22 protein-coding genes and 3 tRNA genes are annotated in these 25,026 nt (G+C 58.3%); 12 read left to right on the top strand and 13 right to left on the bottom strand.

From position 1 onward, the window contains the following. Positions 1 to 113 precede the first annotated feature (113 nt). Complete coding sequence (gene gltA, locus ACR0A2_RS02520; RefSeq protein ID WP_209503811.1) at positions 114 to 1,409, top strand: citrate synthase; 1,296 nt, start codon at positions 114 to 116, stop codon at positions 1,407 to 1,409. Positions 1,410 to 1,544: 135 nt separating this feature from the next. Here gltA and ACR0A2_RS02515 read toward each other — a convergent pair whose 3' ends face one another. After that, on the bottom strand, positions 1,545 to 2,612 hold the full coding sequence (locus ACR0A2_RS02515) for a PA0069 family radical SAM protein (protein WP_480833945.1): 1,068 nt from the start codon (positions 2,610 to 2,612) through the stop codon (positions 1,545 to 1,547). 271 nt (positions 2,613 to 2,883) lie between these two features. Between ACR0A2_RS02515 and ACR0A2_RS02510 the strand changes: the two genes are divergently transcribed. The 3 genes from ACR0A2_RS02510 to ACR0A2_RS02500 all read left to right on the top strand — a co-directional run bounded on the left by ACR0A2_RS02510 (position 2,884) and on the right by ACR0A2_RS02500 (position 5,503). Further along, complete coding sequence (locus ACR0A2_RS02510; RefSeq protein WP_152458104.1) at positions 2,884 to 3,582, top strand: corrinoid protein; 699 nt, start codon at positions 2,884 to 2,886, stop codon at positions 3,580 to 3,582. Positions 3,583 to 3,728: 146 nt separating this feature from the next. After that, positions 3,729 to 4,766, top strand: a complete 1,038-nt coding sequence (locus tag ACR0A2_RS02505; protein ID WP_480833944.1) for a Hint domain-containing protein — start codon at positions 3,729 to 3,731, stop codon at positions 4,764 to 4,766. Positions 4,767 to 4,843: 77 nt separating this feature from the next. Continuing rightward, positions 4,844 to 5,503, top strand: coding sequence for a DUF1638 domain-containing protein (locus tag ACR0A2_RS02500; RefSeq protein WP_480833943.1), 660 nt, complete (start codon positions 4,844 to 4,846; stop codon positions 5,501 to 5,503). A 2-nt stretch (positions 5,504 to 5,505) separates the two neighbouring features. Here ACR0A2_RS02500 and ACR0A2_RS02495 read toward each other — a convergent pair whose 3' ends face one another. Next, positions 5,506 to 5,916, bottom strand: coding sequence for a SufE family protein (locus ACR0A2_RS02495; RefSeq protein ID WP_480833942.1), 411 nt, complete (start codon positions 5,914 to 5,916; stop codon positions 5,506 to 5,508). A 139-nt stretch (positions 5,917 to 6,055) separates the two neighbouring features. Here ACR0A2_RS02495 and ACR0A2_RS02490 point away from each other — a divergent pair, with 139 nt between their 5' ends. Next, positions 6,056 to 6,586 carry a hypothetical protein gene (locus ACR0A2_RS02490; RefSeq protein ID WP_480833941.1) on the top strand — a complete coding sequence of 177 codons (531 nt, stop codon included), beginning with the start codon at positions 6,056 to 6,058 and terminating at the stop codon, positions 6,584 to 6,586. Positions 6,587 to 6,592: 6 nt separating this feature from the next. On the opposite strand, the gene rnd is transcribed toward ACR0A2_RS02490, so the two are convergent. From rnd to purM, 3 genes are all read right to left on the bottom strand, one after another. Next, positions 6,593 to 7,750: a ribonuclease D gene (gene rnd, locus ACR0A2_RS02485; protein ID WP_480833940.1), complete on the bottom strand. Its 1,158-nt coding sequence runs from the start codon at positions 7,748 to 7,750 to the stop codon at positions 6,593 to 6,595. Positions 7,751 to 7,864: 114 nt separating this feature from the next. Then, positions 7,865 to 8,461: a phosphoribosylglycinamide formyltransferase gene (purN, locus tag ACR0A2_RS02480; RefSeq protein ID WP_480833939.1), complete on the bottom strand. Its 597-nt coding sequence runs from the start codon at positions 8,459 to 8,461 to the stop codon at positions 7,865 to 7,867. Next, positions 8,458 to 9,504: a phosphoribosylformylglycinamidine cyclo-ligase gene (gene purM, locus ACR0A2_RS02475; RefSeq protein ID WP_480833938.1), complete on the bottom strand. Its 1,047-nt coding sequence runs from the start codon at positions 9,502 to 9,504 to the stop codon at positions 8,458 to 8,460. The genes purN and purM overlap by 4 nt, the downstream gene beginning before the upstream one ends. Before the next feature lie 106 nt (positions 9,505 to 9,610). Between purM and ACR0A2_RS02470 the strand changes: the two genes are divergently transcribed. Then, a tRNA-Ile gene (locus ACR0A2_RS02470) sits at positions 9,611 to 9,687 on the top strand. A 53-nt stretch (positions 9,688 to 9,740) separates the two neighbouring features. On the opposite strand, the gene ACR0A2_RS02465 is transcribed toward ACR0A2_RS02470, so the two are convergent. Then, complete coding sequence (locus tag ACR0A2_RS02465) at positions 9,741 to 10,298, bottom strand: hypothetical protein (RefSeq protein ID WP_152458112.1); 558 nt, start codon at positions 10,296 to 10,298, stop codon at positions 9,741 to 9,743. A gap of 98 nt (positions 10,299 to 10,396) precedes the next feature. Continuing rightward, positions 10,397 to 11,716: an ATP-binding protein gene (locus tag ACR0A2_RS02460; RefSeq protein WP_171362788.1), complete on the bottom strand. Its 1,320-nt coding sequence runs from the start codon at positions 11,714 to 11,716 to the stop codon at positions 10,397 to 10,399. 44 nt (positions 11,717 to 11,760) lie between these two features. Here ACR0A2_RS02460 and ACR0A2_RS02455 point away from each other — a divergent pair, with 44 nt between their 5' ends. From ACR0A2_RS02455 to ACR0A2_RS02445, 3 genes are all read left to right on the top strand, one after another. Continuing rightward, on the top strand, positions 11,761 to 12,675 hold the full coding sequence (locus tag ACR0A2_RS02455; protein WP_480833937.1) for an MBL fold metallo-hydrolase: 915 nt from the start codon (positions 11,761 to 11,763) through the stop codon (positions 12,673 to 12,675). Between the two features lie 76 nt (positions 12,676 to 12,751). Further along, positions 12,752 to 12,826: transfer RNA gene (locus tag ACR0A2_RS02450), tRNA-Asn, on the top strand. Positions 12,827 to 12,954: 128 nt separating this feature from the next. Then, a tRNA-Asn gene (locus tag ACR0A2_RS02445) sits at positions 12,955 to 13,029 on the top strand. 21 nt (positions 13,030 to 13,050) lie between these two features. Here the strand turns inward: ACR0A2_RS02445 and ACR0A2_RS02440 are convergent. From ACR0A2_RS02440 to zwf, 4 genes are all read right to left on the bottom strand, one after another. After that, positions 13,051 to 14,670 (bottom strand): long-chain-fatty-acid--CoA ligase, encoded by a 1,620-nt coding sequence (locus ACR0A2_RS02440; protein ID WP_480833936.1) that lies wholly within the window; start codon positions 14,668 to 14,670, stop codon positions 13,051 to 13,053. Positions 14,671 to 14,856: 186 nt separating this feature from the next. Further along, the gene (gene pgi, locus ACR0A2_RS02435; RefSeq protein WP_480833935.1) at positions 14,857 to 16,461 is read right to left on the bottom strand and encodes a glucose-6-phosphate isomerase; all 1,605 of its coding nucleotides are present in this window, start codon (positions 16,459 to 16,461) and stop codon (positions 14,857 to 14,859) included. Between the two features lie 4 nt (positions 16,462 to 16,465). Beyond that, positions 16,466 to 17,137, bottom strand: a complete 672-nt coding sequence (gene pgl / locus ACR0A2_RS02430; protein ID WP_480833934.1) for a 6-phosphogluconolactonase — start codon at positions 17,135 to 17,137, stop codon at positions 16,466 to 16,468. Beyond that, positions 17,134 to 18,588, bottom strand: a complete 1,455-nt coding sequence (zwf, locus tag ACR0A2_RS02425) for a glucose-6-phosphate dehydrogenase (protein ID WP_480833932.1) — start codon at positions 18,586 to 18,588, stop codon at positions 17,134 to 17,136. The genes pgl and zwf overlap by 4 nt, the downstream gene beginning before the upstream one ends. A gap of 163 nt (positions 18,589 to 18,751) precedes the next feature. Here zwf and ACR0A2_RS02420 point away from each other — a divergent pair, with 163 nt between their 5' ends. Next, positions 18,752 to 19,705 (top strand): radical SAM protein, encoded by a 954-nt coding sequence (locus ACR0A2_RS02420; RefSeq protein ID WP_480833931.1) that lies wholly within the window; start codon positions 18,752 to 18,754, stop codon positions 19,703 to 19,705. Here the strand turns inward: ACR0A2_RS02420 and ACR0A2_RS02415 are convergent, their stop codons facing one another. Together ACR0A2_RS02415 and ACR0A2_RS02410 are read right to left on the bottom strand one after the other, a co-directional pair. Then, complete coding sequence (locus ACR0A2_RS02415; protein WP_216603509.1) at positions 19,706 to 20,368, bottom strand: lipid-binding SYLF domain-containing protein; 663 nt, start codon at positions 20,366 to 20,368, stop codon at positions 19,706 to 19,708. Positions 20,369 to 20,467: 99 nt separating this feature from the next. Beyond that, a complete protein-coding gene (locus ACR0A2_RS02410; RefSeq protein ID WP_152458119.1) occupies positions 20,468 to 20,737 on the bottom strand; it encodes an usg protein in 270 nt (89 codons plus the stop codon). Between the two features lie 193 nt (positions 20,738 to 20,930). On the opposite strand from ACR0A2_RS02410, the gene gyrA reads away from it, so the two are divergent. Together gyrA and trhA are read left to right on the top strand one after the other, a co-directional pair. Continuing rightward, on the top strand, positions 20,931 to 23,657 hold the full coding sequence (gene gyrA / locus ACR0A2_RS02405; protein ID WP_480833930.1) for a DNA gyrase subunit A: 2,727 nt from the start codon (positions 20,931 to 20,933) through the stop codon (positions 23,655 to 23,657). A 131-nt stretch (positions 23,658 to 23,788) separates the two neighbouring features. Further along, the gene (gene trhA, locus ACR0A2_RS02400; RefSeq protein WP_152458121.1) at positions 23,789 to 24,451 is read left to right on the top strand and encodes a PAQR family membrane homeostasis protein TrhA; all 663 of its coding nucleotides are present in this window, start codon (positions 23,789 to 23,791) and stop codon (positions 24,449 to 24,451) included. Positions 24,452 to 25,026 lie beyond the last annotated feature (575 nt).

Raw genomic sequence — 25,026 nt, 5'->3', positions numbered from 1 at the left:
TCATAAACGGGTAACGCTGCTCCGCTAACACCCGGACTGCGCGTCCACGCGCAGTCATTGCCCGTATCACCGGAGGTATCTCTGGCGTGCGCATGAATGAAGAAGGGACAACCATGACTGATAGCAACAAAACAGCCACTCTGACCGTTCACGGCAAAGAGTATGAGTTGCCTGTTCATTCTCCGACCGCTGGTCCGGATGTCATTGATATCCGAAAGCTTTATGGTCAGGCCGGCGTCTTCACCTACGATCCCGGGTTCACTTCGACCGCAAGCTGCGACAGCACCATCACCTATATCGACGGCGAAAAAGGCGAACTGCTGCACCGCGGCTATCCGATCGACCAACTGGCCGAGAAATCGCATTTCCTCGAAGTCTGTTATCTCCTGCTGTACGGAGAACTGCCGGCGGCAAAGGATCTTGAGAAATTCGAGACCACGATCACTCGCCACACCATGCTGCACGAGCAGATGCAGTATTTCTATCGCGGTTTCCGCCGCGACGCGCACCCGATGGCCATCATGGTCGGCGTTGTCGGCGCGATGTCGGCCTTCTATCACGATTCAACGGATATCTCGGACCCGCAGCAGCGTGAAATCGCATCGCATCGTCTGATCGCCAAGATGCCGACAATTGCTGCATGGGCCTACAAGTACCACACCGGTCAGCCTTTCGTGTATCCGCGCAACGATCTGGACTATGCGTCGAACTTCCTGCGCATGTGTTTCAGCGTTCCTGCCGAGGAATATGAGGTCAACCCGATCCTCAGCCGCGCCATGGACCGCATCTTTACGCTGCATGCGGATCACGAACAGAATGCCTCGACATCGACCGTGCGTCTGGCGTCGTCCTCGGGGGCAAACCCGTTTGCCTGTATCGCCGCCGGCATCGCTTGCCTTTGGGGTCCGGCACATGGCGGCGCAAATCAGGCTTGCCTGGAGATGCTGGAAGAGATCGGCACCGTTGATCGCATCCCCGAGTTTATTGCCCGCGCCAAAGACAAGAACGATCCGTTCCGCCTGATGGGCTTTGGTCACCGCGTTTACAAGAATTTCGACCCGCGCGCCAAAGTGATGAAGCAATCGGCAGACGAAGTTCTTGATCTGCTGGGCGTTGAAGACAACCCGAAATTGCAGGTTGCCAAGGAACTGGAACGCGAAGCGCTGGAAGACCCGTACTTCGCCGAGAAAAAGCTGTTCCCGAATGTCGACTTCTACTCGGGCATCATCCTCGAAGCGATGGGTTTCCCGACCTCGATGTTCACGCCGATCTTCGCCCTGTCACGCACTGTTGGCTGGGTCAGCCAGTGGAAAGAGATGATCGCCGATCCGCAAAACAAAATCGGACGCCCGCGTCAGCTGTACCTGGGCGAAACGCTGCGCGATTACGTGGATATCGAAAATCGCTGATACGCGCCTCACGTCAATCTGTTTCGAAGGCCCCGGTACTGCCGGGGTCTTTTTGTTTGGGCTGAAGCAATGAGAGCGCGACGACCCGGTGTTTTCCCGCGCAAGACAGCACCGGACAAGCCGGGGCGCACGACCTCAGAAAAGGCTCATCTGATCCCCAGGCTGCGGTGGCACCGCAAACAAGTCGCAACGCAATGGGGCCGATTTTATGGACAGCCCCAGACGTTTGCAGGTCTTCAAGAACCTTTGAGCGATGATCCCGGCATACTCACCCTCGCCCCGCATTCTGTGCCCCCAACGCGGATCGTAATCCCGCCCTCCATGCATTTCCCGCAGTTTGGACATGACCTTTTCCGCTCGCGACGGCTCATGATCGGCAAGCCAGCCCTGCCAAAGCTGCGATACTTCGCGCGGCAGGCGCAACATGATCCAGCTTGCGGCATCCGCACCAGCCTCTTTCCCGGCCTCCAGAAGGCTTTCCAGTTCATGATCCGTCAGCCCCGGCACGATGGGTGACGTCATGACACGCACCGGAACGCCCGCTTCCGTCAGCGTTCGGATCACGCGCAACCGCCGAAGAGGCGACGGCGCCCGTGGTTCCATCCGGCGGGACAAATCCGCATCCAACGTTGTCAGCGAAATACCAACCCGCACCAGCCCCCGGCATGCCATGTCGGCAAGCAACTCCAGATCCCTCTCTATCAGGGTACCCTTGGTGACGATCGCGACCGGGTGGTTGAACTCACTCAAAACCTCAAGGCATGACTTTGTAATCATGTGCTTTTTCTCAATCGGCTGATACGGGTCCGTATTCGTACCAATTGCAATCGGCGCGACTTTGTAGGATCTGGCAGACAATTCCTTGCGCAGAACACGCCCCATGTTGGGTCGAGCGATCAGGCGGGTTTCGAAATCCAATCCTGCCGATAGCCCAAGATACGCGTGGCTGGGCCGCGCAAAACAGTAAACGCAGCCATGTTCACATCCCCGGTACGGGTTGATCGACCGATCGAAGGGCAAGTCAGGGGATCGGTTGTAAGCAATAGCGCTGCGCGCAACCTCTTCGCGTGTCTCGGTCCGCAGCGGCGGCAATTCTTCCTCAATGTCCCACCCGTCTTCGGTGGCCGTGGTGGCAAAACGTTCAAACCGACCAGCTTCGTTCGTCGTTGTTCCTCTTGCCTTGATCGTCCGCGCGATAGTCATGTCAGTTTGTTCTTCTTTTGTTCCCTCGCAAACATAGGCCCGTCGCCAATTTGGCGCAAGCCCCGCCAAATCACCGACGGATTGAAGCGAGATGAAATCTCCGCAGGATGATCTTGCAGACTTTTCTATCGAGCCCCCACATTTTTTGTCATATAGGTCGGTCCCGAAACGACCGACGTCGCAATCGTCACAGTCAGGATGCGACGTTTTGGCCAAAACGGAAAAAAATGCCACCACGGGTCGATGGCCCGCCCAGCACAGGGAATACCCCATGTCCGACGAAGAAGACATCGTCCTGTCCGAACTGAATGACGACGAACTGGTCGAGCAGATGTTCGACGATCTCTATGATGGCCTGAAGGAAGAGATCGAAGAAGGTACCAACATCCTGCTGGAACGCGGATGGACACCTTATGACATCCTGACCAAGGCTCTGGTTGGCGGTATGACCATCGTGGGCCATGACTTCCGCGACGGCATCCTGTTCGTCCCCGAAGTTCTGCTGGCCGCAAACGCCATGAAGGGCGGCATGTCCATTCTCAAGCCGCTGCTGGCCGAAACCGGTGCACCGCGCGTCGGCAAGATGGTCATCGGCACCGTGAAGGGCGACATCCACGACATCGGCAAGAACCTTGTTTCGATGATGATGGAAGGCGCGGGCTTCGAAGTTGTCGATCTGGGCATCAACAACCCGGTCGAAAACTACCTGGAAGCACTGGAAAACGAACAACCCGACATTCTGGGCATGTCGGCCCTGCTGACCACTACGATGCCTTACATGAAAGTGGTCATCGACACGATGGTCGAACAGGGCGTCCGCGACGATTACATCGTTCTGGTCGGCGGCGCGCCCCTGAATGAAGAGTTCGGAAAGGCCATTGGCGCGGATGCCTATTGCCGCGACGCAGCTGTTGCAGTGGAAACCGCCAAGGAATTCGTGGGCCGCAAGCACAATCAACTGGCTGGCTAAGACCCGAATAATACTGATTGAAAGGCCGTCCGATCCGGGCGGCCTTTTCGATTCTGAAGCGCTTTGCCACCGGAAAATCCGGATTATCCAATTCTAAACCAAAGCAGGTCTAAAAGAACGAGGCATCCACATCCTCAGGGGGTCTCGTGCCGACTACGTTCACAGCCATCTCGCTCGGCAAACTTGCCGATATCGACAGTTTCGAAGGCAACAACACAGCTGAAAACGCTTCGGCGCTTGTGGGGAAAACCTTTGGCGGGTCCAACGATCCGCTGGCTCACAACAGCGTCACCTGGAGCCCGGTCGGCAATCCGGGTTCGTATTACAACATGAACAACATGTCGGCCAATGATCGGTTTTCGATCGATGGCGGGACGCCTCAGACATTCGATGGCACTTCGGTCTACAACGCCACGATCACCTATTTTGACGGATCAACTGCCAGGATTTCCGCAGTTGTGGCGCAGGATGTGAATGGCAACACCTATCTGATGCCGGAATTCTCGGACAATTCGGACCAATCCGCCTTGGAGGCTGGCCCTGTCCGCTCGATCACGCTCAACAGCCTTGCCGGAAACCGGTATTCAGGCCTGACATCCCGCCGTGAAGATTGGGATCTGGTGCCCTGCTTTACCCCCGGAACGATGATCCGCACCGAACAAGGCGCGCGACCGATTGAAACCCTGTCCGTCGGCGACCGGATCGTAACCCATGATCATGGGCTGCAACCCCTGCGTTGGATGGGGCGGCGAACCGTCAAGGCAACGGGTCCGCATGCGCCAATTCTCTTCAAAGCAGGCGCCATCGGAAACACGCGCGACCTTCTGGTGTCACAACAGCACCGCATGCTGATTGGGGATTGGCGTCTCGAGCTGCACACCGGACATCGCGAAGCCCTGGCGCCTGCCAAACATCTCGTGAACGGGTCCGACATCATACTGCGACCCGGAGGGGTGGTGACCTACATCCATTTGCTGTTCGACCGGCATGAGCTGCTCTGGGCCGAAGATTGCCTGAGCGAGAGCTTTCATCCCGGCGCGCAAATCTGGGACAGTCTCGGGTCTGCCGCACGGCAAGAAATCCTGTCGCTGTTTCCGGAACTGTCGCTGAACGGTGTTGCCGCGTACGGTCCGCTGGCCCGGCCCCTGCTGACCGCGTTCGAAGCGCATGCGTCGGCGGCCTGACATGAGATGTCGGATCGGGGCTTGCCCAACGGCCCCAATCATCCTCCTATGGCTAAAGCCCCGGAGGATGCCAAGTGATGTCAAACGAATCCCTGCCAGATGATGCAAGCCTGACCACGAAGGGTTATGACGATACGGGCAAGGGAGGCATCCTGTTGATTGCCTGCGGCGCTCTTGCGCGCGAAATACTGGACATCAAAACACGGAATGGCTGGGATCACATGGCTTTGACCTGCCTGCCGGCGATCCTGCACGTTCACCCGGAGCGGATCACCCAGGCCGTGGAAGACGCCGTGGCCAAGCATCAAGGCGATTTTGACAAGATCTACATCGTTTACGCCGATTGCGGCACCGGGGGTCTGCTTCAGGCCGCCTGCGAGAAACTTGGGGTCGAAATGGTGAAGGGTCCCCATTGCTATTCCTTCTTCGAAGGAAATCAGGCCTTTCAGGACCGCGGAGAAGACGAAACAACCGCGTTCTATCTGACAGATTTCCTGGCCCGGCAATTCGACGCCTTTGTCTGGAAACCACTGGGCCTGGACCGCTACCCGGAACTGCGTGACATGTATTTCGGCAATTACACCAAACTTGTCTATCAGGCCCAGATCGACAGACCAGAACTGACGGAACGCGCGCGCGAATGCGCAGACCGGATGGGGCTTGAATTCGAACGCCGGTTCACCGGTTACGGCGATCTGGAAAACACGCTGTCGGACTGGGCAAACCGCCCAAGATGAGGTCAGGCGTTTTCCTGTGCGACCTGCCGGATGCGTTCGATCATCGACCGCAGGCCGTTTGAGCGCTGAGCGGACAGGTGGTCGTTCAGGCCAAGGCGTGCCAGTTCCGCCCCCGCATCGACTTTGGGAACTTCGGCCACGGGCAAACCGTTGTACAAGGATCGAAGAACAGCGATCAGCCCACGCACGATCAGTGCATCGCTGTCACCATCGAACTTGAAGACGCCGGATTCAATCATCGGATGCAGCCAGACCTGACTGGCGCATCCATGCACTTTTGTCGCCGGAACCTTGAATGCGTCGTCCAACGGCTCCATCGCCTTGCCCTGATCGATAACATGGCGATACCGGTCTTCCCAATCCTCGAGAAACTCGAAATCCTCGACAATCTCTTCAAAGGCGGGCGTGGCCATGATGCGGTGATCCTTTGGTTGCATTCACAATTGTGACCTAAGCCGGTGACCCGCCACTGTCCAGCCCCCGCGGTGGCTTTTCAACGCGAAGAATATGCGCTAACCCATTGCCTGAACTCGTGTGAAAGTCTGTGGGTCCATGCAAAAATCTCTGTCCGTTCTCATCATCGCCACGCTGACCCTGACTGCATGCAGCAGCTGGCGTGACTCTCGGGTGAACCCTTCAAACTGGTTCGGATCCAGCAGATCTGTCGAAGCCGAAACACCGCCCGACCCAAATGCCGCCGACGCACTGGTTCCGAAGCAAGGCGGAGGAACCGGCCTGTTTTCCCGCCCCGATGCCGAAGACACCAGCATTCCAATTGGTCAGATCGACGAGTTGCGCATCGACCCAACCCCCACCGGCGCGATCATCTATGCGTCTGGCACGGCTGTCCGACAGGGGGCATTCAACGCGCGTCTGGTTCCTGTTGAAAAGGAAGAAAACCAGAAGAACGGAACTTTGGAATTCGTGTTCCGTGTGAACTACCCCAGCTATGAGACGCCGCAAGGGTCGGAACGTACCCGGATGGTATCGGACGCCATCAATATCTCGAATCAGGAACTGGAAGGTATTCGGCTGGTCCGCGTGGTCGGACAACAGAACGCACTGGAATCACGGCGCCGGTAAGCGCGGTTACAGGGACACGACCTTGACCGACTGCCCTTTGGCCGCCAGGGCAATCTTTCCTTCGCACAACTTGAGAGCATCCTCGCCAAAGACCTCGAACCGCCATCCCGACAAGGCTGGAACATCCCGCTCGCCGGCCGCAATCTGATCCAGGTCCGAACTTGTGGCGATCAATTTCGCCGCAACACCTGAACTTTCGGTTTTGGACTTCAGCAGAACCCTCAGCAGGTCAGCCAGCGCCGGATTGACCTTGAGCTTGTCGCGCGAAGTGTCGACCTTGGGCAATTTGTCGGGCGGGCAATTCACGCCACGCTTGACCGCTGCCAGAATACCTTCGGCGATCGCCCCTTTGCGGGCTTCGCGCAGCAACAGGCGGGATCCGCCCAAATCCGAATGTGTTTTGGGTTTGGTCGATGCCAGCTCGATCAGCGCGTCGTCTTTGAATACGCGGTTCCGTGGCACGTTGTTTTCCTGCGCATAGGCTTCGCGAAACTGCGCCAATTCCCGCACTACGGCCAGAAACTTGGCCGAGTTCGTACGCGTCTTTACCCGCTTCCATGCGTCCTCAGGGCGGATGTCATATGTGGCAGGCTGTGTCAGCGTCCGCAATTCTTCGGCAACCCAATGGCTGCGCTGCGTCTTTTCAAGTTCTGCGGCCAGGTATTCATAGATCCCGCGCAGATGCGTCACGTCTGCCAGAGCATAGTTTTTTTGAGCATCGGTCAACGGGCGCCGGGACCAGTCGGTGAACCGAGAGGTCTTGTCGACGCCCTGCTTGCAGATTTTCCGAACCAGAGTTTCATAGCCAACCTGTTCGCCAAAGCCGCACACCATCGCTGCGACCTGTGTGTCGAACAGCGGCTTGGGAAAAACGCCGGCTTCGACCCAGAAAATCTCAAGGTCCTGGCGGGCAGCATGGAACACCTTGACCACGCTTTCATTCCGGAAAAGATCGTAAAGCGGGTCAAGCGACAAGCCATCGGCAAGCGGATCGACCAGAACCGCGCTGTCTTCATCCTCGGACGGGACAGCCAACTGCACCAGGCATAGCTTGGAGTAGTACGTCCGCTCGCGCAGAAATTCGGTGTCGACCGTGATATAGGGATAGCCTTCGGCGGCCTTGCAGAAATCGGCCAGCTCTTGCGTCGTCGTCAGGGTTTTCATGCGCCGTACTAGTATCGCTCTTGTTTTTGTGCCTGCCCGTTTTTGTACTCGTCCCGAGCGTTGTCGACGACCATAGGCCGATTATTGCACGGGTGTAAATCACCCACCGAGCGTTCACGGCAACAGGACGGGCGACCTGTTGCCTTCTGCAAAGCGCCGCAGCACTTCAGGGTAGAGCTTATGCTCCCACACCAGCACCCGCGCAGCCAGCGTTTCCGGTGTATCATCGGCATGGATCGGCACCCGTGCCTGGCCCAGAATCGGGCCGTCATCCAGTGCCGCCGTCACTTCGTGCACCGAGCAGCCGTGTTCGGAATCTCCGGCTTGAATCGCGCGGGCATGGGTGTTTAACCCTTTGTATTTTGGCAATAATGAAGGGTGGATATTCAGCATCCGCCCTTGAAACCGAGACACGAAATCCGCTGTCAGAACCCGCATGAAGCCAGCCAGACAGACAATGTCGGGTTGCGCCTCTTGCAGGGGCTTCAAAAGCTCGGCTTCAAAGGCGCTGCGGTTCCCCTTGAAAGGGCGATGATCAACCACTGCGGTCGGAATGCCACGGTCCGCAGCTTTTTTCAGCCCGCCTGCCTGCGCGTCATTAGACAACACCAAACAGGGCCGCGCCGGATGATCTTTGGTCATGCTGTCAACAAGCGACACCATGTTCGACCCGCCCCCGGAGATCAGGATCGCGACGCGCTTCTGGCTCACAGCAGTTTGCCCGAATAGGCAACGCCGGGCGTTTCCGTGACAGTACCGATCCGAGCGACGGTTTCACCGGCATCCGCCAGCAGGGCCGACAGCTCACCCGCCTTGTCCGCGGTGCACACGACAATAAGGCCGATGCCGCAATTGAAAGTCTTGAGCATTTCAGACTCAACGATACTGCCGGTCTTCGCCATCCAACCGAAGACAGGGGGCAACTGCCAGCTATCCAGATCGATCCGGGCCCCCAGCCCTTGGGGCAACACGCGCGGAAGATTTTCGGTCAACCCGCCGCCGGTGATATGCGCCAGCGCGTGAACACCACCCGCACGAACCGCAGCCAAAGCCGGTTTCACGTAAAGGCGTGTGGGCGTCAGAAGTGCCTCACCCAAGTTGCCCTCTCCGAAGGGCGACGGCGAATCCCAGCCCAGACCGGACAGTTCGACCAGCTTGCGCACAAGCGAATAGCCGTTGGAATGCACCCCGTTCGAGGCCAGACCCAAAAGGACGTCACCGGCTTGAACGCCCGCGGGCAGATCTGCGCCGCGTTCCATCGCACCGACTGCAAATCCGGCCAGATCAAAATCGCCATCGGGATACATTCCCGGCATCTCGGCGGTTTCACCACCGATCAGGGCACAGCCAGACTGCGCACAGCCTTCGGCAATCCCTTCGATGATCCGCGCCGCCGTATCGGTATCCAGCCTGCCGGTCGCGAAATAGTCGAGGAAGAACAGCGGCTCGGCCCCCTGACAGATCAGGTCATTCACGCACATGGCCACCAGATCGACGCCGACCCCGTCCACGACGCCGGTATTAATCGCAATCCGCAGCTTGGTGCCCACACCATCCGTCGCACCGACCAGGATCGGGTCCTGGTATCCGGCAGCCTTCAGATCGAACAGCGCGCCAAATCCACCCAGACCGCTCATCACACCGGGGCGGTTGGTCCGCTTGGCGGCGGGTTTGATCCGATCGACCAGGGCGTTGCCTGCGTCGATATCCACACCTGCATCGGCATAGGTGATTCCGTTTTTACCCGCTGTCATGTCCGGTCCCTCAAGAAAGCTTTGCGGGCGGGTTAGTCGATTGTGGCGTTTGTTGCAACGGTCAGGCTTGACGCGGCTGTTCACCGTGATACCCAAGCGCCTAGGCGGGCCTGTAGCTCAATTGGTTAGAGCAGAGCGCTCATAACGCTTTGGTTGGGGGTTCGAGTCCCTCCGGGCCTACCATTTCGCCGAAACATCCGAGTGGGTTGTTGCCGTCTGGACGTTGATGCGCTGGCTTATCCGTCCGAATCTTCGAACCCAAAATAGGCGTCGAGCTCCTCTTGGGTTACTTGCCATTCATAGGAATAGCCGTCGCGCCCACCAAAGCTGTAATCCTCGTGACTGCCGGACAGGCTCGGATCTTGATGCACCGCCTCCAAATAGGTCTCGAATTCATCAGGATCGACCCAGAACGACGCATCCATGATCATCATGTAGTAATCATAGGCAAGAGGCTCATCGAACTTGCCGAAGTCATTCTGCAAATAGTCCAGCATTTCAGCGCAAAATATCGCCATATTGGCACGCACCTGAACCGGAAGAGGTGCCAGATCCTCGTCGCCTTCCACCACGTCCTGCTGCGACGCATGCCACAACTCGGATGCCAACGGCTCGATCAGGTCGGACCGCAACCATTTCAGACATGTATCGCCTGCCCCGATAAAACCGGTCAGGCGTTCCACCCGCCTTTCATCGGTTTCGTCATACCACTGCCAAAGAGGCAGCAAGGCCGCAAGTGTCGCGCACCCGACAAACCCCTTTTCGGCCAATTTCACGAATCCTGCGATAACCATCCTATGCGCCCCCAAAAAAGCAAAAAACTATGGGGACAGGATGCCATGGCGAGACAAATTAACAAAATTGAACCCCATGCGCAGACATAACAGGGGGTCTATCGCCCGATAATAATGTCCGCGCAGAGCCCTCCGAGACGTTCACTTTTCGACAGACGCAAAGCTCCACCGTGCGCGCGCGCGACATCCGCCACAATCGCAAGACCAAGGCCAACGCCACTGCCCTGATTCTGATTGCGAGCCGGGTCGAGTCGCGTGAAAGGCTTTACCGCCTCTGTACGTTGGTCCGCAGGTATACCAGGGCCGTCATCCTCAACGCGGATGCGCATCGATTTCGCGTTCAAAAACAGGCTGAGCTCGGCCCGGCTGCCATAGCGCATGGCATTTCCAATCAGGTTTTCCACCGCCCGGCGTACAGCCATGGGGCGTATCATGACCGTCCCCTGCCCTTCGACCGCGATCAGCTCTGCCTGATGACCGGCCCGTTTTGCATCATCCACGATCTGGCGGAGGAATTCATCCGGTTGGACCTCTTCCGTCGATCCCTCGGCAGCCCCACGCGAAAAATCCAGAAACGCATCCAGCAACGATTGCATTTCCGTGACATCCTTTTGCAACGGTGCGGCCTCGTCTTCCGGCAACATCGACAGTCCAAGCTTCAAACGTGTCAACGGGGTCCGCAGATCGTGGCTGACACCCGACAGCATCAACGTCCGTTGTTCGATCTGGCGTTCGATCCGGGACCGCATGTCCAGAAACGCATTTCCCGCCGCGCGCACCTCGATAGCACCACCGGGTGAATACGGAACGATTCGCCCCCGCCCGAATGCCTGCGCCGCATCAGCGAGGCGCGTAATGGGACGCAATTGATTCCGCATGTAAAGAAAGGAGATCGTCGTCATGATGACCGCAAAGAACACCATGGTGACGATCAATTGATGCGGAGCCGCGGGCGACAACCTGCGCCGATCGAACGTCAATTGCAGCAACCCCAGATGCGTCTTCAGATAAACCCGCGCTTCTTTGCTGCTGGGTAACGCCACGGCGGCAAGATTGGGCAACCTGGCATACAGTTCGGATTCGACCTGCGGGGCGATGAAATCGTACCATCGCCGCGCGCCAATCTCAGGCTGTTCGTTGACGCCCAGAAACCTGGCCTTCATCTCAAGGGCCTGCAAATCGGGACGAATCGACGCCAGCGCCTGTTGTTGCGTTTCAGCGTCCTCGATCATTGTCGAAATCAGCATCACCTCGCGGGATGCCGCGCGCGTCATCTGGCCGGTGACATCCTCAAGATGCTTTTGAAGGAACGCGATTCCCACGACCAGCAACAGCACGATCACAGGTAAAACCAGGATCAGCGCCGCCCGGGCGTAAAGACTGCGAGGCATATAAGGTTTGAGCCAGTGCGAAGACATGCGCTAAACCTAACGGGCTGCCCGGACAAGAGAAAGAGCACAGAATGCAGGCACCAGATGATTTCGATCCGCCCGTCGGCCAGCCAGAGGAACTGCATCCGGGTTTGCAGCGTATTCTGGCCCCGAATCCCTCTCCGATGACCTATCGCGGTACTAACACGTATCTGCTGGGTGAACGCGACATTGCCGTCATCGATCCAGGCCCCGCAAGCGAGGCACATCTGGGCGCAATTCTGGATTCCTTGGCGCCGGGTCAAAGGATCAGCCATATCATTGTCACACATACGCATGTGGACCATTCACCCTTGGCAGCTCCGCTGGCGGCGCGCACAGGGGCGACGATTTATGCTTATGGTGGGCCCGAGGCGGGGCGCAGCGCCGTCATGACCGATCTTGCCGCGCAGGGGCTGACCGGCGGCGGCGAAGGCATCGACACCACGTTTCGCCCTGATGCCGAAGTGGCGGATGGTGAGACCATCAATGGCGACGGGTGGCAGCTTGAGGTCATTCACACACCGGGCCATCTGGGCAATCACATTGCTCTGGCCTGGCAGAACATCTGTTTCACGGCGGATCATGTCATGGGGTGGGCCAGCTCGTTGGTGTCCCCTCCGGATGGTGATCTAACCGACTTCATGACTGCCTGCTATCGGCTGCGCGCGCGCGACTGGTCAGTTTTCCATGCAGGCCATGGCGCACCGATCACCAGCCCTGCCGAACGTTTGGACTGGCTGATTGCACATCGCCAGACCCGCGAGGCCCAGATTCTGAGCGCATTGGAAGAAGAAGACGGGACAGCGCGGCATCTGGCCGAGCGCATCTATACGGATACGCCAGCGGCATTGTTGCCCGCGGCCGAGCGCAACGTTTTTGCTCATCTCGTTGATCTGACTGGGAAAAACAAAGTGACCCCCATTGGCCCCCTGTCAGTTTCATCTGTTTTCCGGCGGGTTCGCTAAAACTGCAAAATTTTTTGATGGTTCTCGTACTTAACCACTGGACGTCCGGAATCGGGGTTGCTATATGCGCCTCAGTTCCGGCGTAGCTCAGCGGTAGAGCAGTTGACTGTTAATCAATTGGTCGTAGGTTCGATCCCTACCGCCGGAGCCAAAATCCCCCCTTCGTTCAGACCTGCGTTACCGTCAAAAATCACATCGATTTATGCCGGTTTTTTTCGTCGAAAAACACACGCACCCTCTGGACGTCGGGAAACCGGATTGCTATACGGCGCGAACCGTTCCGGCGTAGCTCAGCGGTAGAGCAGTTGACTGTTAATCAATTGGTCGTAGGTTCGATCCCTACCGCCGGAGCCAGTTCCCCATAACGCAGCAGACCTAGCCTGTCAGGGCGTCGCCGAACTCGGCCCGAAGCTTGCGTTTCAATACCTTTCCGGTCGCGCTCAGCGGCAATGCGTCGACAAAGACAACCTTGTCCGGGATCTGCCACTTGGCGATTTTGCCTTCGAAAAAGGCAAGCAAATCCTCTTCGCCGGGATTTTCACCATCGGCTTTCACGGCAACCAGCAAGGGGCGTTCATCCCATTTCGGATGCGGAACACCAACCACGGCGGCCGTTGCAAGCTGGGGGTGGGCCACGGCGATGTTCTCAAGCTCGACCGAACTGATCCATTCCCCGCCGGATTTGATGATGTCCTTGGATCTGTCGCGAATGGTCATGTAGCCATCCGGGTCCAAAGTGGCCACATCCCCGGTGGCGAACCAGCCATCCTGCAACAGACCCTGATCCTGCAACTGGAAGTAGCTGTCCAGAACCCAGTGACCCCGCACCATCAAATCGCCCTGGGTTTCGCCGTCATGCGGCAGATCATTCCCATCTTCGTCCACGATTTTCAACTCGACCCCAAAGGGTGGTCTGCCCTGGCTCAGACGGATCTTGTGCTGTTCCTCCGGCGGCAGCTTCAGGTGTTTGGCCAAGGGATAATTCGTCGTTCCCAGCGGGCTCATCTCGCTCATGCCCCAGGCGTGGACCGTGTCAACGCCATAGGTTTCGCGGAACGTTTCGATCATCGACGGAGGGCACGCGGCGCCGCCGATAACCGTGCGTTCAAGGCTTTTGAGTTCGGTTCCGCATGCCGCGGCATGGGCCAGCAAGCCCTGCCAGATGGTCGGCACGCCCATGGCCAAAGTCACGCCATAGGTGTCGATCAGATTGACCAGCGCTTCGCCGTGCAAATCCGGCCCGGGCAGCACAAGCCGCGATCCCGACATGGCGCAGGCGTAGGGCGACCCCCAGGCGTTGACGTGGAACATCGGCACAACCGGCATGACAACATCCATCGCTGAATACCCGATCACATCCCGTGTGTTCGATGCAAAGCTGTGCAGCAGTGTTGACCGATGGGAATACAACACGCCCTTGGGGTTGCCCGTGGTTCCCGACGTATAGCACAGACCGCAGGCCGTCTTTTCATCCAGGTCAGGCCATTGGAAATCCGCATCTCCTGTCTGGATCAACTCGTCATAGAACTTCAGATCAGGAACCTGAGCCGCAGCCTCTTCATTGCGAGGCCCCATGAGGACAAAATGCTGAACTTCGGACAAAGCGTCATGCAGCGCGGCGACCAGCGGAATGAACGTCGCATCAAAGAACAGAACCCTGTCCTGGGCATGGTTGATGATAAAAGTCAGCTGCTCGGGGAACAGGCGGGGATTGACCGTGTGACAGACATAGCCCGCGCCCGACGTGGCAAAATAGATTTCAAGATGCCGCCGATTGTTCCAGGCCAGTGTCCCGATTCTGTCCTGCGGTTCCAGCCCCAGATTGGTCAAGGCCGACGCCATTCGTCGGGCATTCTCCGCAATCTCGGACCAGTTGGTTTCAGTGACCGTTCCATCCGTTTCAACCGAAACAATCTCGGTCTGGCCGTGATAGCGGTCTGCATGATCGATCAGCGACGAAACCAGCAGGGGCTGCGTCATCATCTGTCCTAGCATGGACATCCTCCCGTCCTTGGCGAGACCTTGGATGGCCTCTGCCTTATCCATCTGGCATTGACGGCTTGGGGCGTGACCCGATGCGTCAATACAGTCGTTTCCTACGGAGGAACCCTGCCAATCATTTAATTGTCTGACAATAAAAGAATGCAGCCCAACACGGCCGTGGGCGGCATTTTTTCGCTCTTAATTTCGGTGTTTCAGCGCATAGGCGACCAATGCGGCGGTTGATCCGTCTTTACCGTCAGCACTGGCGACACCATCCACGACAGGTCCAAGCGAGTTGGCAAGTTCCTTGCCCAATTCCACACCCCACTGATCAAAGGAATTGATGCCCAGCAGAACACCTTCAACGAACACACGATGCTCGTACAGCGCGATAATCTGCCCCAGAACGAACGGCGTAAGCTTCGGATAGATCAGCGTTGTGGAAGGGCGGTTGCCCGGAAACACGCGGTGTCGCGCCTGCCGGTCAAGTTCGTCGCCATCAAGGCCTTTCTCTGCCATGCGTTCACGGGCTTCATCCAAAGACCGGCCACGCATCAAAGCCTCTGACTGGGCCAGACAGTTGGCCAAAAGCAGGCGGTGATGGTGGGTCAACTCGGGTTCGTGCCCTTCGGCGGCGACCATGAATTCGCAGGGAATGACATCCGTCCCCTGATGGATCAGCTGATAGAACGCATGCTGGCCATTGGTACCCGGCTCTCCCCAGACCACCGGCCCGGAGGGGACAGCCAGCGAAGACCCGTCCATCGCGACAGATTTGCCATTCGATTCCATTTCCAACTGCTGGAGATAGGCTGGCAGGCGCAGCAGCCGCTGATCATAGGGCAGCACAGCGCGGCTGGTGCAACCCAGAACCTGACGGTGCCAGATGCCGACCAGCGCCAGCATCACAGGCATGTTTTCCACCCAATCCGCCGAGCGGAAATGCAGATCCATCGCCTGCCCGCCCCGCAGAAACGCATCAAATGCATTTGAACCGACGGCAATCATGACCGGCAATCCGACCGGCCCCCAGACCGAATAACGCCCGCCCACCCAATCGGCGAAACCGAATACATGCGCCTCGGGGATGCCGAAAGCCTGCGTCTTGTCCAGCGCGCTGGATACGGCGGCAAACTGGCGGGACGGATCACCTCCGCCCTCGGACATCCAGGCGCGGGCCGTGCGCGCATTGGTTATCGTTTCGATCGTGGTGAATGTCTTGGACGCGACAATCACAAGCGTCCGCGCCGGATCCAACGGGCGCAACGTGTCCGCGATGTGGGCCCCATCCACGTTCGAGACGTAATGCACCCGCGGGCCATCGTGATAAGGGGCCAGTGCGTGCGTGGCCATCACCGGGCCCAGGTCGGACCCCCCGATGCCGATATTCACCACATCGGTGAAACTGCCCCCTGCCCCCGCAATGGCGCCGCCGCGCACTTCCTCGGCAAAGACACGCATCCGATGCAGCGTGTCCAGAACCCCGGGCATGACGTCCTGACCGTCCACGTCAACCGGCCCACCATCAAGGTTGCGCAGGGCGGTGTGCAGCACTGCGCGCCCTTCGGTTTCGTTGATCTTCTTCCCGGCAAACATGGCGTCGCGCCGCGTCGCAAGCCCGGCATCTTCGCACAATTGCAACAACGCAGCGCGCACGTCTTCATCGATCTGCGTTTTTGAATAATCGAACAGCAAATCCCCGGTCGAGGCTGAAAACGACCCGGCCCGGGTTGCATCCTTTGCAAACAGGTCGACGATACGGCGGTCAGCTGCTGCAAGCGCCTTCAAAGCATCCAACTGCATTGCCTCACTCCGCCCAATGAACCGTCATGCCGCTGAGGATCGCGGCGATCGGTGCCTCTTCCGGTGGCATCGACATGGCTTTGTCCAATACGTCTCGTTTTGCCTGCCCGTAGATGATCAGATGTTTCGACAAGGCCCCGTCCAGAACAGGGGCCGTCAAAGAAATCCGGGGCTCTGGCTGCACATCGGTCCGGGCGACGATCAAGGTCGGCGCCTGGCTGTCAAGGGCCTTGTCCAGCCCGTCCATTCCCGGGAACAGCGAGGCCGTGTGCATGTCTTCCCCCATCCCGAGGACAAGAACCGACAAAGGCAGCACCGGCGCGATCAGCGATTCAATTTCCGGCAACGCCGCTTCAGGCTCTGCGCCCGGAACATAAAGTGGAAGATACTGCGCCACGGATGCCCGGTTTGTCAGCAGTCTTTCCCGGATCAGACGTTCGTTCGAACGTTCGTGATCAGCCGGCACGCAGCGTTCGTCCGTAGGCAGAACACGCACACGGTCCCACTCGAGATCGGCGGCACACAGGCTGTCAAAAACCGGCCCCGGTGTTGTCCCGCCGGGGACGGCCAATGCAACGGTGTCATTGTGCAACAAAGCGGCCTCAAGCTCACCCGCCAACGCGTTTGCCACATCGATGGCCAGCATTTCCCGGTCGGCATATTCCTGAATGTTCATGGCTTTATTCCCTGCCAGCGGCGACCGTCACGTTTCATCAGCAGCTCGGCGTCGCCCGGCCCTGTGCTGCCGCTGTCATAAGGTTTCGGCACGTCCCCGCGCGCCAGCCATCCGGCGATGATCGGATCGGTCCAGGCCCAGGCGGCCTCGACCTCGTCCCCACGCATGAACAGCGTCTGGTTGCCCCGTATCACGTCCATGACGAGGCGCTCGTAAGCGTCTGGCGGGTCTTGGTTCTCGGGCCCCAGCGCTTCGGCGAAACTCATGTCCAATGGCACGTCGATCAGCCGCATACCGCCTGGCCCCGGCTCCTTGATCGTCACTTTCAGCGTGATCCCTTCGTTGGGTTGCAACCGGATCGACAACGCATTGGCGTGACGCCCGGCCTCTTCCCCGAAAATCGAATGCGGCGCGTCCTTGAACATCACATTGATAATCGACGAGCGCGCCACCAGCCGTTTGCCCGTACGCAGATAAAACGGCGTGCCCGCCCATCGCCAATTGCTGACATGCGCCTTCAGCGCCACATAGCTTTCAGTGGTCGAGCGTGGATTGCCGACACATTCGCGGTATCCCGCCCCCTCGGGCCCTGCCGAAAACTGGCCGCGCACGATGTGATGCGGCTCCACCGGATCAAGCGCTCGGATCACCTTGAGCTTTTCATCCCGCACCGCGTCCGGATCGAACTTCGCCGGGGGTTCCATGGCAATCAGGCACAGCAGCTGCATCAGGTGATTTTGCACCATGTCCCGCATCGCGCCGGCGCGTTCATAATATTCTTCGCGCCCATCGATACCGACGGTTTCGGCAACGGTGATCTGGATATGGTCGACATACTGGCTGTTCCACAGCGGTTCGAACAGCATATTGCCAAACCGTACGGCCATCAGGTTCTGAACGGTTTCCTTGCCCAGGTAATGATCGATTCGGTAGATCTGGCTTTCATCAAAATGCGCAGCCAGTGTGGCATTCAGCTCTCGCGCGCTGCCCAAATCATGCCCGAACGGCTTTTCCACCACGATGCGCGTATCTTCGGTCGCCAGATCATAGGCCCGGACCCGCTCGGCCAAGGGGCCGAACAGGCTGGGACCGACCGAGAAATAGAACGCGCGCACGCGGTTGGGTGACAGTTTTTCACCCAGAAGGTCCCATCCTTCGGCTGATACTGCATCCAGCGGGACATAATCGACCCGTTGTAGAAAACGATACACTCTCTGGGACTCCGAAGCGCGAACCGCAGCATGCCGGTGCAGCGATTCCGCGACCACCCGTCGGAAATCTTCCGCGGAATGGCCCGCCCGCGCTGCTGCAATAATCCTGGCATCCTCGTGCCATTGCCCGGCGCAAAACCGACGGTAAAGCGCGGGCAGAATCTTGCGCTGCGCCAGATCGCCGGTACCGCCGAAAATGATCAGATCAAAGGGATCAACAGGTATGACGCGTGAAACCATGAATTGTCCTTACCTCGCCCCTTCCGGCATGTCCAATGTTAGCGCAACCATTCGGCAAAAAATCACTCTGTTCAAAACTCTGTCAGAACCGCTGAGTCACCCTTACCAAATCCGCGACAAAGGGCTAGATCAGCTTGATGACCTTTAAGAACCGGATGCGGGAATGAAAGACAACACCCCACAGCTCGCCAATATCGGCAAGTTTCAAAACAAATCGGTGACAGCTGACGGCCAGACCCGCGCAAAGGTTTCCCTGACACGGCCCGAGACCCTTTGGTTCAATACGGGCACTTTGTGCAATATCGAATGCGTGAACTGCTATATCGCCAGCAGCCCGACCAATGACGCTTTGGTTTACATCACCGCTAACGAGGTCCGGAACTACCTGGATCAGATCGAAGCCCGCAACTGGCCCGTGCACGAGATCGGCTTCACCGGCGGTGAGCCGTTCATGAACCCGCAAATGATCGACATGACGCGCGCCGCGCTGGAACGAGGGTACAAGGTTCTGATCCTGACCAACGCAATGGCGCCGATGATGCGCCGCAAAATGCGCGAAGGGTTGCTGAGGTTGCAAAAGGAATTCAACCACATGTTGACTCTGCGCATTTCGGTCGATCACTTCCGCCCGGCCCTGCACGATGAAGAACGCGGCGACGGCAGTTTCGACAAAACCCTGGTCGGTATGGAATGGTTGCGCGACCACGGTTTCAACATGGCCATCGCCGGGCGTACGGTCTGGGGGGAGTCAGACGCGGAAAGCCGTGCGGGCTATGCCAGGTTCTTTGCCAGGCACGGATTTGATATTGACCCGCAGAACCCGGCTCAGACCGTTCTGTTTCCCGAAATGGACGAAACTGTCGAGGTTCCAGAAATCACCACCGCGTGCTGGGGAATTCTTGACAAATCCCCCAACGACGTCATGTGCGCCAGCGCCCGTATGGTGGTCAAACGCAAGGGGGCCGAAAAACCTGCTGTCCTGGCCTGCACCCTGCTGCCCTATGAGCCCGAGTTCGAGATGGGTCATACCCTGGCCGAGGCCGAGGCGGACGTGCATCTGAACCACCCTCATTGCGCCAAATTCTGCGTTTTGGGCGGGGCAAGCTGTTCTGGCTGATCAGTTCAGCTCGGGCGATTTCCAGAACTTCGTACCGGACGCGCCGGCCGATACGCGCCAGCCCTTTTTGTTGAGAACAAAGAACGAGCGGCCATCAGTAAAACGCAGGGTTTCGCCCGTTTTGTCCTCGCCATACATGGCCCCCGTTTCTGCGGTCGCGTCATAGCCTTGGTTTATGAACTTATCCAGATCAGCAGGGGTTTCGAACAGGATCACGAATTTGGTCTCGAACCCACCGATGCCGATGGCGCCGCCAACCCCGCCCGTTCCCATGTTCATGTATGTGTGTTGCCCGGTGTCTTTCGACACCGCCACGCCCCGGCCATAGCCCGCCGACACAGGAAATACTGTAACCTTACGAGAGTCGAACACCGCATACCCGGCACTGACGTCATAAAGTGGCCGCGCATCGGGGTTTTCCGCCAAAAGCTGATCCAAAATCTCGCCAGCCATCGCGTCAAGCTTTGCGCGCGTCTCTTCAGGTGTTGCCTCGTTGGACAGCAGCTCCGAGGTGGACGTGATCGTATCGTCAACCGCCTCGGCACCTTTGTCGATCGTCTTCCCGACGCTCTCGGCGCCCTTTTTGATTTTGTCCAGAACACCCTCGGCAAAAACGGGGCTGGTCATGCAAAGCGCTGCAACAAAGAGAACGGCTCTGATCATTGTTTTTTCCTGTGACTCCATCAGATTGGCAGTCACCATACGCGACTTGCCTCAAATGAGAACAGGAATTCCGACGCACAGGCAGACCTGGCCGATCACTCAGTTCACGCGAAACTCGCCCACCATGTTGCGCCACTCGCCCGGTGCGATCATCTTGCGGTGCGTGAATTTCACGGAATGCAGCGGCCCTTCTATTTCTCGTTGCCAAAACTCGATGAATTCGAAGAGTTTCGGATGATCCGGCGCAAGGTCGTATTCCTGCCAGATGAAGGTATTCAGGACGTGGACGTAATCGGGCATGTGATAGAAAAATTCGGCCGTTGTCAGGCCATAGCCCTTGAGCATCAATTCGGTTTCACTTGTCTTCATGCAGACCTCCGGTTTGTTGCACGGTATTCTCAGGCTAGCACGAAAACCCCCTAATACTTAGATAACAATATGTTACTTGGGTGTTACCGAGGATTCGAACCTCGGAGAGCGCTGCTTGCTTGCACCTTATGTGCCGGGTCTGATAAGGTGCATCCACAAGATATAGACCCAGCACAAAATACGGGCAGTTTACGTGAGCGATACGCCAGAAATCCCCGAAAACATGGATGAAACCCCGCCCGAGCGCCCGGTTTACGACGGCCCTACGGTCTCGATCGAATCCGAGATGCGCACGTCCTATCTGGACTATGCGATGTCGGTCATCGTCAGCCGCGCGATCCCCGATCTGCGCGACGGTTTGAAACCGGTGCATCGGCGCATCCTCTATGCGATGCACGAGACCGGAAATACCCATGACAAACCCTATCGCAAATCGGCCCGTCCGGTGGGTGACGTGATGGGTAAGTATCACCCCCACGGCGACAGCGCGATCTATGATGCGCTGGTGCGGATGGCGCAGGATTTCTCGATGTCGCTGCCGCTGCTGGATGGTCAGGGCAACTTCGGCTCGATGGACGGCGACAACCCGGCGGCCATGCGCTACACCGAGGTCCGCATGGACAAGCCCGCCGCCGCGCTGCTGGCGGATATCGAAAAAGAGACGGTCGATTTCCAGGACAACTACGACGGCAAGGACAAGGAACCCACCGTCCTGCCCGCGCGGTTCCCCAACATGCTGGTCAACGGCGCCGGTGGTATCGCGGTGGGCATGGCCACCAACATCCCGCCGCACAACCTGGGCGAAGTGGTCGACGCGACGCTGGCCCTGATCGAAGACCCGGACCTGACGTCCGAGCAACTGATCGAATACGTCCCCGGCCCCGATTTCCCCACCGGCGGCGTGATGCTGGGCCGATCCGGCGCACGCAAGGCCTATCTGGAAGGCCGCGGCAGCGTCATCATCCGCGCCAAGACCCGCGTCGAGGAGCTGCGCAAGGACCGCTATGCCATCATCGTGGACGAGATCCCCTATCAGGTGAACAAGGCCTCGATGATCGAGAAGATCGCCGAAGCCGTGCGCGAAAAGCGCATCGAAGGCGTAAGCCATGTTCAGGACGAATCCGACCGCAACGGCGTGCGGGTGGTGGTCGAGCTGAAGCGTGACGCAACGCCCGAGGTGGTGCTGAACCAACTGTACCGGTTCACGCCGATGCAGACCTCGTTCGGCTGCAACATGCTGGCGCTGAACGGCGGCCGCCCCGAGCAGCTGACCCTGCGCCGTTTCCTGACCAGCTTCATCGATTTTCGCGAAGATGTGGTCGCCCGCCGTACCGCCTTTGACCTGCGCAAGGCGCGGGAGCGCAGCCATATCCTGTGCGGTCTGGCCGTGGCGGTCTCGAACGTGGACGAGGTCGTGGCCACGATCCGGTCTTCGGCCGACGCGGCCGAGGCGCGCGAAAAGCTGATGACCCGGCGCTGGCCGGCCGCGGACATCGCGGATTATCTGCGCCTGATCGACGATCCGCTTTCCAAGATGAACGACGACGGGACCTATAACCTGACCGAGGTTCAGGCCCGCGCCATCCTTGACCTGCGCCTGCAACGCCTGACGCAACTGGGCGTCAAAGAGGTCACGGACGAGTTGGAAGATCTGGCCGCAAAGATCAAGGAATACCTGGATATCCTGTCCTCGCGCGAACGCATCATGGGCATCATCGCTGATGAACTGCGCAGCGTCCGCGAACAATTCGCGGTACCGCGCCGCACCGAGATCGTCGACTGGTCCGGCGACATGGAAGACGAGGACCTGATCGAGCGCGAAGACATGGTCGTGACCGTTACTTCGGGCGGCTATATCAAGCGTACGCCGCTGGCCGATTTCCGCGCGCAAAAGCGCGGCGGCAAGGGGCTGTCGGGCATGCAGACCAAGGAAGAGGACGTGGTCACCACCCTCTTCGTGGCCAATACGCACACCCAGCTTCTGTTCTTCACCACCGACGGGATGGTCTACAAACTCAAGACCTGGCGCCTGCCCCAGTCGGGGCGCACCGGCAAGGGCAAGGCGATTGTCAATATCCTGCCGATTCCCACCGGCGTTTCCATTGCGGCGATCATGCCGGTCGATGTGCCGGATGAAGAATGGGAAAACCTTCAGATCGTCTTCGCCACCAGCGCCGGCGACGTGCGCCGCAACGCGCTGAGCGACTTCACCAACGTCAAGCGCAACGGCAAGATCGCGATGGACCTGCCCGAGGGCGTGGAACTGGTCAACGCGCGCATCTGCTCGGACGATGACGATGTGATGCTGGTCACCAATTCCGGCCGGGCGATCCGCTTCTCCACAACCGACGTGCGGGTGTTCAAGGGGCGCAAATCGACCGGTGTGCGGGGCATCCGGCTGAACGCGGGCGACCGCGTGGTCTCGATGTCGGTGATCCGTCATTTCGAGGCCACCCCGGACGAGCGCGCCGCCTATCTGAAAATGCGCCGCCTGATGGCCGGCGTGACCGACGATACCGAAGCCGACGAGGATGGCGGCAATGCCGACAGCATCCTGCCGCAGGAACGCTATGCCGAGATGTCGGCGGCCGAGAACCTGATACTGACCATCACGGCCAAGGGGTCCGGCAAGCTCAGCTCGTCGCATGACTATCCGGTGCGCGGCCGTGGTGGCATGGGCGTGATGGCGATGGACAAGGCGATGCGGGGCGGCCCGCTGGTGGCCTCGTTCCCGGTCGAAATCGACGATCAAATCATGCTGGCCACCTCCAAGGGACAGTCGATCCGGGTTCCGGTCGACGGCATCTCGTTCCGGTCCCGCAGCGCCGGCGGGGTCAAAGTTTTCAACACCGGTAAGGGCGAAGAGGTCGTCAGCGTCGCCCGGATCGCCGATCAGGGTGATGAGGAAACCGAAGAATAATTCTCACGCTAAATTACGGATATGAAACAAAACGCTCGCTCTGCGGGCGTTTTGTCATTCTGGATCACGATATCGATAGCTCTCGGGATGATCCGCTTGCCCGAAGCCATTCTGACGCCTAGCTTTTTTATATGTGGTCTTTTGCACATATCCGACCAGCTTACAGCCGCACAGAACGTATCAGCGACGGGGTGGTCCATGTGCTCGGTGTCTCGAGCGCGTTGATTGCGGTTCCCCTGCTGATCACGATGACCATCAATTACCGGTATGATCAATCTGCGGTACTGGGCGCTTCGGTTTACGGGGTGACGTTGATACTCATGCTGACGTTTTCTGCGTTGTACAACATGATTGAAAGCGAGGAATGGCGCGGGTTTCTGCAACGCCTCGATCATTCCGGCATCTACGTCAAGATCGCAGGGACCTATACGCCGTTTTTACTGTTGTCCGGTGCTCAGCCTCCTGGGCTGTTGCTCGGGTTGTGGTCCTCTGCAACGCTTGGGTCAGTTCTCAAGATGTTAGACCCAAACCGGTTCCGTTGGTTCGGGCTTGCGCTTTACCTTTTGATGGGTTGGGCAGCCGTCTGGGCCGGGCAATCCATGTTGGCAGATCTGTCCCCCACAATTGTCACACTGATGATTTCCGGTGGGCTCGTGTATACGATCGGTGTCGCCTTCTACCTGCTGGATTGGCTGCCGTTCCACAATACGATCTGGCACGTATTTGTTCTGGTCGGCAGCGTTTTGTTCTTTGCAGCGGTCGCGACCCGGATTGAACTGGTGCCAGTGGTTTAGGTCAATCTGTGCATGTTTGTTCGGCAAGTGTTTGGGCAGAATGAAAGGACGCGCCACCCAAAGGCAGCGTTCAGCGTGAAATCTTAAAACAATCTGACTTTCATATATCGCAGGCTCCTATCTATCTTCACGTGATCGGATTTGTGTTCGCAGCGCTCTGGTCCAAAGCGTTCACCGCTTCAAACCAGTCGCGCATCACATCGCTCCAGCCATTTGGAACGCCATGCCTGATTTAGTAGCCAACAACCGAAATGTTCAAACCGGTCTCATAGTCCCCCAGAATGCGCCGATCATAGCACCATGCTAAAAAACTTGGTCCCATTGAAAACTCGCACAAGCCCTGAACCGTAGTGTGGCTTCCACGGCGCCCATAGAACCTGGATCAAACCAATCAGAACCGGGTGTGGCGAAGGGAGTACCTCTGTTGTCGTAGCCATGGCGGCAATACATGTCGAAATCTGTTGATGCGCACTTTTCCGGTTCGCCGCGGGAATGGCCGGTGGTTACGATCTGTGCCAGATCAATGGGGAATCGTGCCAACACCTCCTCAAGCGTATTTGGCAATGAATTCAGAA

Source organism: Ruegeria sp. H8, from assembly GCF_056532905.1.
Note: the sequence above shows the minus strand (reverse complement) of the source record. Positions and strands in the feature narration are given on the sequence as shown.